The 9,158-nt window shown below is 42.4% G+C and carries 10 protein-coding genes and 1 pseudogene; 3 read left to right on the top strand and 8 right to left on the bottom strand.

The window, feature by feature from the left end; all coding sequences use genetic code 11:
* The 6 genes and pseudogenes from ACJAT7_RS15935 to ACJAT7_RS15960 all read right to left on the bottom strand — a co-directional run.
* Window positions 1–278, bottom strand: a pseudogene (locus ACJAT7_RS15935) (hypothetical protein); the annotation flags it as partial.
* Complete coding sequence (locus ACJAT7_RS15940) at window positions 265–930, bottom strand: response regulator (RefSeq protein WP_415227791.1); 666 nt, start codon at window positions 928–930, stop codon at window positions 265–267. The pseudogene ACJAT7_RS15935 and the gene ACJAT7_RS15940, both read right to left, overlap by 14 nt.
* Before the next feature lie 10 nt (window positions 931–940).
* Entirely contained in the window at window positions 941–1,834 is an 894-nt protein-coding gene (locus ACJAT7_RS15945) for an FAD:protein FMN transferase (protein ID WP_415227792.1), read from the bottom strand.
* Window positions 1,835–1,849: 15 nt separating this feature from the next.
* Window positions 1,850–3,163 carry a DUF3570 domain-containing protein gene (locus tag ACJAT7_RS15950; protein ID WP_415227793.1) on the bottom strand — a complete coding sequence of 438 codons (1,314 nt, stop codon included), beginning with the start codon at window positions 3,161–3,163 and terminating at the stop codon, window positions 1,850–1,852.
* On the bottom strand, window positions 3,154–3,372 hold the full coding sequence (locus tag ACJAT7_RS15955; RefSeq protein WP_415227794.1) for a DUF4266 domain-containing protein: 219 nt from the start codon (window positions 3,370–3,372) through the stop codon (window positions 3,154–3,156). The genes ACJAT7_RS15950 and ACJAT7_RS15955 overlap by 10 nt, the downstream gene beginning before the upstream one ends.
* Window positions 3,373–3,375: 3 nt before the next feature.
* The gene (locus tag ACJAT7_RS15960; protein WP_415227795.1) at window positions 3,376–3,858 is read right to left on the bottom strand and encodes a TlpA disulfide reductase family protein; all 483 of its coding nucleotides are present in this window, start codon (window positions 3,856–3,858) and stop codon (window positions 3,376–3,378) included.
* A 124-nt stretch (window positions 3,859–3,982) separates the two neighbouring features.
* Here ACJAT7_RS15960 and dsbD point away from each other — a divergent pair, with 124 nt between their 5' ends.
* Window positions 3,983–5,752, top strand: coding sequence for a protein-disulfide reductase DsbD (dsbD, locus tag ACJAT7_RS15965; RefSeq protein WP_415227796.1), 1,770 nt, complete (start codon window positions 3,983–3,985; stop codon window positions 5,750–5,752).
* 51 nt (window positions 5,753–5,803) lie between these two features.
* On the top strand, window positions 5,804–6,832 hold the full coding sequence (gene pyrC, locus ACJAT7_RS15970) for a dihydroorotase (protein ID WP_415227797.1): 1,029 nt from the start codon (window positions 5,804–5,806) through the stop codon (window positions 6,830–6,832).
* Window positions 6,833–6,882: 50 nt separating this feature from the next.
* Here the strand turns inward: pyrC and ACJAT7_RS15975 are convergent, their stop codons facing one another.
* Entirely contained in the window at window positions 6,883–7,458 is a 576-nt protein-coding gene (locus tag ACJAT7_RS15975) for a CDP-alcohol phosphatidyltransferase family protein (RefSeq protein ID WP_415227798.1), read from the bottom strand.
* A gap of 140 nt (window positions 7,459–7,598) precedes the next feature.
* The gene (locus tag ACJAT7_RS15980; RefSeq protein ID WP_415227799.1) at window positions 7,599–8,219 is read right to left on the bottom strand and encodes an EF-hand domain-containing protein; all 621 of its coding nucleotides are present in this window, start codon (window positions 8,217–8,219) and stop codon (window positions 7,599–7,601) included.
* 302 nt (window positions 8,220–8,521) lie between these two features.
* Here ACJAT7_RS15980 and ACJAT7_RS15985 point away from each other — a divergent pair, with 302 nt between their 5' ends.
* Window positions 8,522–9,100, top strand: a complete 579-nt coding sequence (locus tag ACJAT7_RS15985) for a thymidine kinase (RefSeq protein ID WP_415227800.1) — start codon at window positions 8,522–8,524, stop codon at window positions 9,098–9,100.
* The last annotated feature ends 58 nt before the right edge of the window (window positions 9,101–9,158 follow it).

Consider the following 9,158-nt stretch of genomic DNA (forward strand, 5'->3'; position numbering starts at 1 on the left):
TTATCTGCCGCATTATTTCCATCAAAACCATGATAGGTAATCGGAAGAGATAAGCTTGTTTGATCAATAGCGGCAACGCTCTCGCCTAAAAGGTTAAATAAAATAAAAGCACTGTGCGCCAGTTGTGCATCAAATATCTCATTTATTTCATGTTTGGTTTGTTGCTCACTTAATAGATATACACAAACCAGAAAAACTGTAAACATAAGGGTGATAACAAGTACTAAAAAGCGCTTAATAGAGCCAGATTTTACAATTAGAGTATCAATGAAGTTCATCTTTAACCGCCATATAGCCGACACCTCGTACGGTTTTAATCAGCTTTTTGTCTATTTTTTTACGTAAATTATGAATATGGACTTCCAGTGCATTACTTTCAATATCGTCATCCCAACTATACAGAGTTTGTTCTAATGACGAACGGGACATCACTTTGCCCTGATTTTGTAATAACACTTCTAAAAGATTGAACTCTCGACGCGCTAAATTAACCGGCAAATTATGATATAAAACTTCTCGGCTATTAAGATCAAGTTTGAGTGGGCCAAATTCGATAATATGTGTGGCGTTACCATGGCTGCGCCTTAATAGGGCGCGAATTCTTGCCTGCAGCTCACTTTGATCAAAGGGTTTAAGCAGATAATCATCCGCGCCAAGATCTAACCCTTTTATTTTATCTTCAACGCCATCACGGGCAGTTAAAATAATCACCGGGCTTTTATGTTTTTTACGGTATTTCTCTAAAAAAACTAACCCGTCAGCATCGGGTAGACCGAGATCTAAAATTATCAGATCATAGTGCTCATGGGTACAAGCAATAATTGCTGAGCTGACACTATCAAAATGATCTAAGCTATAGCCCTGCTGCATAAGATTTTGCATTACGCCGTTTGCTAGTGCAATATCATCTTCAATAATCAGTAAACGCATCCAATATCCTTTATTTCTGAATCCAAAAATCAACCGACTGCTGCGCTAAAAACGGATCTGCCTGCGCCCCCTGCAGCATCGCTAGGGTCGATAATAATCCCGCTTCGATGCAGGACTCGGCCGCCACTGTAATTGAACGCGGCGCGTCAATAACCGAGTAACCCGTTAACGGGTTTAAGATATGGCTATAGCGAATCCCTTTTTGTAAAAGATAGCGGTTTACATCACCGCTGGTCGCCAGCGCCCCCTTTTTTAGCGAAAGCACGATAGGCTTTACGCCTACCACACTTTCAATACCAATTGTCCAGCCACTGCCATTTTGACGCGACCCATTACAGATAAGATCACCGCCAAAATTTAATAAGACAGGGACGGTTGCCGCGATATCGACGGCTTTAGCGAGACAGCAATCGACAGCATACTCTTTACCAATACCACCAAAATCAAGCGCCATCCCTTTAGGCAATGTTAAATAGGGCGCTTGCCAAGTGACTTTATGCAAGCCTATCAGGGGGAGTAGTTTGTCAATCTGTGCGCGGTCGGGAATATTATCCGAACCATCAAAAGACCAGACTTGTGCTAAGACCCCCGAGGTTATATCAAATAAACCGTCACTGAGCTGGTGGCACAGATAAGCAAAATCAACAAGATGACAGGTTTCATCATCTAGGCAAACCGGCTTGCCTGCGCTGTGATTGATTTTATAAACAATATTTGTTTTAAGATAACGGCTGAATTTACTTTCAATACGTTTTGCTTCCGTAAATACCGCTTCTATTATCTGCGTTGCACACAAGGCCTCACTACACTCCACCAGCACTTCACAACTGCTCGCCATGGCAAAAAAAGAGCCACAATATGCGCCGTCATTTTCCTGTTTTGTAATGCTAAGTCCTTGCAACATCTCTTTGATTCCTAACTAAAATGAGTAGGTGTATTGGATAATAAACGCATCTAATGTTGGGAACATATCATAGTTTTTCTGAATGCCGACAGCATCACTCGGGCTTTTCTCTCCATCTTGATGGTAATACTCCAATCGGATACTGTTATTATTACCATTGGGCGTTTTGAAGCCAATTTTAAGCCCCAAGGTTGATGCCCACATCTGTGCTAAGCGGTAATCAGATGTCAAGTAAGGGCCGATATCCGCCATCTCACTTTCACTGATACTATGGCGATAAAAATCCGCCGCACTTTGTGTATAGTAACGGATGTGCGGCTCTAAATACCAACTGCTGAAATTTTTACGGTAGGTTAAATTAAAGGTATGCGAGGCAACTCCCCAGTCATCCCACATATAACGATATGAAAAATCAGCAGAATCTGCACCTAATGCGCGTTTTACCTGGCCATAAACACTGTGCTTATTACGCTTATCTGGGCGACTGTCATAAAGGTAAGTACCGGTCAGTGACTCACCGGGTACTAAGGATCCGGTCAGGTCATCAACCACAGAGGTGACTTTGTAAGGGTCATTATGATAACCATTGGACTGCGCATAACTGTAATTAAACACGGCGATCGTTTCACGGTTTATCACCTGCGTGAGCCCCACTAACATTTCGCCCATAAAACGCGTATCGGAGTCGTCACCTTTTGGCTGAACCGCCCCACTCGCCTGCATCTGCGCTAAAGGAACCGCAATTCCACCAGCCGGTGTGATCAAATCATATTCACTGCTTAAACCAAAACTTAAGGTGCTATTACGATTATTAAAATCATGTAGATAGGTTGCACTTAAACCTGAAGAGAAAAAATCAAACTCTTTGGAAATATTTCCTCCCCAAATCATTTTATCAACACGTCCCAGATCGTACTCATAATTTGCACTGAAACTGACACGGGTATCATGGAATGTATCGTCTAACGGTGTCTCTCCCGCTGCGCTTTGATAACTTCCCTTACCTGATGGGCGGGTAAATGTTTGTATTTGATCCGAGGGGCTTGCACCATTAGGTGACGCCCCCGTTAATGCATCAATAACTAATTTAAACCCCAGAACACTCTCATCATCAAAGGTTTTTCGGGTTGTAATAACAGGTTCATAGGCACTGACACGATCAATTTCAGTATAACCAAGCGCGGCTACATCTGTTTCCCAACCGCTAAAATAACCTTGCTGCGTATCCGCCTGCGCAAGCGTAGATGCGCCTAATAAACAGCCTGTTGCTGTTTTTAGCAATTGACGAATATTTTTATGTGTCTGTTGTTTATTTTTAATTAATTGCATCCGCAACCTCCGCCACTAAATCCTTGTCCGCCACTGCTCGCTTCCTTGCTAAAATAGATATGTTGATCAAATGCGCTATCCAGCGGCGCACTGTCGATCGCCATATCTTCTCTTGCCAACAGATCCCGCTCCCAAGGCTCAACACCAAGCGAACTGCAACCGCTAAGTAATAAGCTAGCTGACAGAAGTGTTATTAATACTGGTTTCATCTGCTAATCCTTACTTTGTTTATTAGGAAGTTGCTGAAGCAATTTTACAATGCTCGCTTCGTAGGCTTTTTGTTTGCTTTTTTTGAAGCCGATATGACTCTCTTCTAACTCACCGTCACCTGAAAACAAATAAGAACTGGGCATCCCCACTACCTTGTAGTTGGTTGCAAGCAGCCCTTGCGGATCTGAATATAAGCGGAAGTTAGCTGGAAAAGTGTTAAGAAAATTATTGGCATTTTTTATATCACGATCCAGATTGATGCCAATAATCACTAGCCCCTGATCCTGATACTTAGCCTGCATCTCATTTAACCAGGGAAACGATTTGCGGCAAGGGCCACACCAAGAAGCCCAGAAGTCCAAATAGACCACTTTGTTTTCATATTGCGTTAAATCGAACTTTTCAAGCCATTGCACCTGTGCGCTGACTTGTGTACTCGATAACAGTATCAAAATCACACTAAATAGTTGCATTATTCGTTTCATAAGTTCCCTCTTGTTATTTGTTTTTACTACGATTTTTAAGTATGAACAGTGAAGCTTAAGGTTTCCTTAACAATTACCGATTTAATATGATTATCTAAAAGTATTTTAAAAATAGGGATCTCGGATGTTTAATGTTTGCAAAGGCGCAGGTTGTTTTCTAGCCTTCTTGCTATTATGCACAAGTCTCAGCGCAATGAGTGCAGAGAAAGATGAATTTTTACCTGTGGATCAAGCTTTTAGCTATAAAAGTGAATTTACAACGGAAGCAGTGCGGATCAGTTGGCAAATCAGTGACGGTTATTATCTCTATTATTCGCGTATTTCAGCCACTCAAAACGGTCAGCCTTTAGATATTAATTTTCAACAAACAGGCGAACTAAAAGAGGATGAGTATTTCGGAACAGTAAAAATATTCAAACATAATTTGGATATTGCCATTGCTTTGCCCACCAGCAGCCCCGTCACCTTAAGTTTCCAAGGTTGTGCTGAGCAAGGACTTTGTTATCCCCCCGTTATTGTTAGCTTAAATTATCCGCAGCAACAGAGCGAGTTGAGCTCAACAACAGTTCCACCCGCACAAGAAAATCAACAAAGCGAACAAGGTTATATTGAAAACCTCTTACAAGGCGATAGTCTACTGTGGAAATTGGCACTATTTTTTATGCTTGGTATCGGCCTTGCTTTTACTCCCTGTGTTTTCCCTATGTTCCCTATTCTTTCAAGTATTATTGTTGGCCAAAGCGATAACTTATCAACCCGTAGGGCATTTATGCTGTCGTTAAGCTATGTATTAGGGATGGCATTTACCTATGCCGCAGCGGGGGTGATTGTCGGCTATTTTGGCGCAACGGCTAATATTCAGTTATACCTGCAAACCCCTTGGGTATTAATATTATTTTCGATCCTTTTTGTCATACTCTCTTTTTCAATGTTTGGTTTGTATGAGCTGGCTCTGCCGCGTTTTATCCAGGATAAATTACAAAGTGTTAACAGTGGCAAACAAAACGGCCATCTTTTAGGTGTCGTGTTGATGGGCGCTATTTCCGCACTGGTTGTTAGCCCTTGCGTCAGCGCACCATTAGCGGGTGTTTTAGCTTATATCTCCACCACTGGCGATGGCCTGTTAGGTGGGTTGGCTTTATTAACACTCGCGTTAGGGATGGGGATGCCTTTATTGATTATTGGCACGGGCGGCGGACGCTTTTTACCTAAATCCGGTGCGTGGATGAATAACATTAAAACTGTTTTCGGTGTAGCACTGTTAGCGGTTGCCGTATGGTTATTAGCGCGTATTATCGATCCGCAAATTACCCTGCTGCTATGGTCTGCACTGCTGTTCGGCTCCGGTGTGTATTTAGGAGCGTTCGAGCAGGCCACACAAGGTTGGTCACGTTTTTACAAAGCGCTCGGGCTTCTGTTTTGCCTGTATGCGGTGTTTATCATGGCGGCCCTGTTTAACGGCCGCAGCGATCCATTACCACTGTCGAATTATCAATTAGCTAATGCAGCAACAATCAATCAAACGCAAACACCTTATGACAGACGCATCACCCGCAAATCTGAATTTACTAAAGCGCTTCAGGATGCTCATAATAATCAACAAATTTTGATTGTCGATTTTTATGCTGATTGGTGTATTTCGTGCAAGATCATTGAAAAAGAGGTTTTTAAGCAGCCCGATCTACAAGCACTACTGTCCGGTTTTATGTTTGTACAGCTCGATATCAGCAACAACAGCCCTGAACAACTGGCGTTATTAGCGCAGTATAAGCTCTTTGGCCCGCCAGCCGTGCTCTTTTTTGAACAAGGTAAACCGCTACAAAAAAACAGTTTAATTGGCGAATTCTCTAAAAATGATTTTGTTAAACAGCTAATTGCGCTCAAAGGCATATGAAACTTGCCGCTAAGCTTGTAAAATAGCGAAAAATCAAAGGAGATAAGCAAAATGAAAAAACTGACAATAATCCGTCCGGATGACTGGCATGTGCATTTACGCGATGGAGATGTGTTAAACGATACGGTGCGTGATACCAGCCGTTATATGGGCCGTGCTATAATCATGCCTAACCTTGCGCCGCCTGTGACAAATACCGAATTAGCACTTGCCTACCAAACCCGTATTTTTGCAGCTCAGCCTAACGCGCGCTTTACTCCTTTGATGACGCTTTACCTGACAGATAACACCACTGGTGATGAGATAAAAAAAGCCAAGGATTCCGGCCAGATTTACGCCGCCAAATTATATCCGGCCGGCGCAACAACCAACTCAGAGTCAGGTGTCACCTGTGCAGACAATATCAAGGAAGCACTGCAAACAATGCAGGAAGTCGGCATGCCGCTATTAATACACGGTGAAGTCACGGCGCATGAAATTGATATTTTTGATCGTGAAGAGATCTTCTTAACAACGGTGCTGGCGCCGATCGTTGAGGCCTATCCAAATTTAAAAATCGTTGTTGAGCATATCACCACAGCAAATGCAGTTGAGTTTGTAACCAATGCGGGTAAAAATGTGGCTGCAACTATTACCGCACATCATTTAATGTTTAACCGCAACCATATGCTGGTCGGCGGCATTAAACCGCATTTTTACTGCTTGCCTATTTTAAAACGTAATACGCACCAGCAAGCCTTAATAACAGCGGCAACCAGTGGCTCTGACAAATTCTTTTTAGGCACAGATTCTGCGCCGCACAGCATAGGCCGCAAAGAGTCGGCTTGTGGGTGTGCCGGATTATATACGGCTCATGCCGCTATTGAATGTTATGCACAAGTATTTGAACAGGCAGACGCATTAGATAAATTAGAGGCTTTCTCCAGTTTTAATGGTCCGGACTTTTATAATTTACCGCGCAACAGTGACACTATCACCCTTGAAAAAAGCAGCTGGACAATGCCAGCGACCCTCTCTTTCGGTAAGGAGAAGGTTGTGCCCATCAAAGCAGGCGAGCAGATCCATTGGAAGGTGATCTAATCACCATACAGGATGTAATTTAGGGCGTTTAATAGGGTTTTGCTCTAGCCCTATTTTTGTTGTTTAGCTTTTGCTCGCATCTGGCGCGCCTTTTTAGCCCATATATAGACGTATTGGCCGCCACTGAGGAAGATAGTCAAGATCACCCCCCCTAATCCAATATCCATTGTGAGCTTGGAAAACAGTGGATAGATCTGTTGTGTCAGTAACATTAGCGCAAACACAATCTGCACAACGGTGGTCGCTTTACCTAACAAACTCGGCTGCATAGTATAACGTCCAAACTGCCAGTAATAAGCAACACCGCCTGCAACAATAATCACGTCCCTGAGTGCGATTAAAAATATCACCCACCAAGGCAGCAGACCCACCAGCACAAGTGCAATATAGGTGCTCAGCAGTAAGACTTTATCACAGAGCGGATCCATAACCGCGCCGAAATAACTTATCGCATCCAGTTTTCGTGCCAACCAGCCATCAATACCGTCACTCATTCCAGCAATAAAAACAACCCACAACACTGCCCCGTAATCTTCTCTGAAGATTAAAATAAAAATAGGCACAGCTAAAAGTAGACGTAGTAGCGAGAGCAGATTAGGTATGTTTTTAATTGTAAGCGGCTTCATAAAACGTTAATCATCATTAAGTTATATTTGCGGTAAAAATACCCATAATTTATTGCACGGCAGAGATTAACAAGGTGTTACCTATCTGTTGGAGCAGAAGACCACCTTGTTAATAACTCTTTGTTAATAGCATTTACTGCTTATTGTGCTATTTTCTGACGGCGTTGCGACTGATGTTTACTAAATTCATCGATGCTAATTTCCCCATTTGCATCCAGATCAATGTCATTGAATGAAGGCGCATTATCGAGGTTTCTCATCAGTTTCCCCTGCTCTTCTTTTTCAGTTATCCGGATATTGCGAGCTTCATTGAATTCACCTTCAAGCAATTTCCCATCGCCATTAAGATCATATTCAGTGAATGTTGGCATATTATATCCCATCCCCATTATTTGGCCATTTCCCTTTCCGAGACCTTTACCCATTCCCATAACACGTCGTTTTTCCATCTGTTTCTGCTGCCCTACAGTCAATTCATCAGCACTTAATTGCCCATCGTTATCTGTATCAAACTCAGAAAAATCGGGTGCAGTGGCAGCGCCGCGCATCTTTCTGCCTTTCTCTGCTCTTAATAACAGGCGCTGTTCACGGACGCTATTAAACTCAGTTTCACTGATCAGGCCATCGCTGTCAGTATCATAGGCGGAAAAAGGGATTGGACCGCGCAGGGGCATTTCTTGTGCTTGCGCACTGAGGGATAAAAAAGCACTGGTTGCTGTAAGCAACAAAGCAAACGAACGGGGACGGCATAAAATATTCATGATTAACCTCGATATATATTATTGGATGGGTGATACGGAAAACAATCCGATCGCTGCTTTAACTGCACAATAAAATAACACCATCGCAGCAAAGTGAAGTAACATAAAACATAATATCAATATAATCTCAATCAATTACCCTTTCAAGGGTGGAACTGAATATTTATACCCAAACCAAGGCGAAATGTTAGAATAGGCGGAACGTAATCTATCAGCATTTTCTAAGTAACTATTAACAAACCGTAATATCACAAGATATGACGGTTTTTTTATGACTGACTATAACGGCTAAGGAGCCTAGTTTGGCACAACTCTATTTTTATTACTCAGCAATGAACGCGGGTAAATCAACTTCGCTTTTACAGTCATCTTATAACTATCGCGAACGGGGAATGAATACTTTCGTTTTAACCGCATCTATTGATAATCGTGCCGGCATTGGCAAAGTTGCATCTCGACTCGGCATTGAGTGCGATGCACACATTTTTTCTTATGATGATAATTTAGCAACCATGATTGAATTTGCTCATAAAGCACAACAACAACATTGCGTGTTAATTGACGAATCGCAATTTTTGACCAAAGAGCAGGTGAAACAGCTGACTCACGTGGTTGATAATTTGCATATTCCGGTTTTGTGTTACGGCATTAAAACTGATTTTCAAGGCGAGTTATTTAGTGGTAGCCACTATCTGCTTGCTTGGGCCGATAAACTCGTTGAACTTAAAACAATATGCCATTGCGGGCGCAAAGCAAATATGATTTTACGCCTTGATAATCAGGGCAAACCGATACGGGAAGGTCAACAGGTCGAGATCGGTGGTAATGAAACCTATCAATCTGTATGTAGAAAACATTTTAGAGCAGTTTTGTGGGATTAGGCACGAACGCGCTTTATTGATTATGTTCTATTTTACCTGTCATTGGCACGAATCTTAC

This window comes from Psychromonas sp. (assembly GCF_047632995.1).
Taxonomy (GTDB): Bacteria; Pseudomonadota; Gammaproteobacteria; order Enterobacterales; family Psychromonadaceae; genus Psychromonas.

Coding starts and splice junctions, on each gene's coding strand:
- ACJAT7_RS15940 (WP_415227791.1), bottom strand. CDS start 930: ATGCGTTTACTGATTATTGAAGATGATATTGCACTAGCAAACGGCGTA.
- ACJAT7_RS15945 (WP_415227792.1), bottom strand. CDS start 1,834: ATGTTGCAAGGACTTAGCATTACAAAACAGGAAAATGACGGCGCATAT.
- ACJAT7_RS15950 (WP_415227793.1), bottom strand. CDS start 3,163: ATGCAATTAATTAAAAATAAACAACAGACACATAAAAATATTCGTCAA.
- ACJAT7_RS15955 (WP_415227794.1), bottom strand. CDS start 3,372: ATGAAACCAGTATTAATAACACTTCTGTCAGCTAGCTTATTACTTAGC.
- ACJAT7_RS15960 (WP_415227795.1), bottom strand. CDS start 3,858: ATGAAACGAATAATGCAACTATTTAGTGTGATTTTGATACTGTTATCG.
- dsbD (WP_415227796.1), top strand. CDS start 3,983: ATGTTTAATGTTTGCAAAGGCGCAGGTTGTTTTCTAGCCTTCTTGCTA.
- pyrC (WP_415227797.1), top strand. CDS start 5,804: ATGAAAAAACTGACAATAATCCGTCCGGATGACTGGCATGTGCATTTA.
- ACJAT7_RS15975 (WP_415227798.1), bottom strand. CDS start 7,458: ATGAAGCCGCTTACAATTAAAAACATACCTAATCTGCTCTCGCTACTA.
- ACJAT7_RS15980 (WP_415227799.1), bottom strand. CDS start 8,219: ATGAATATTTTATGCCGTCCCCGTTCGTTTGCTTTGTTGCTTACAGCA.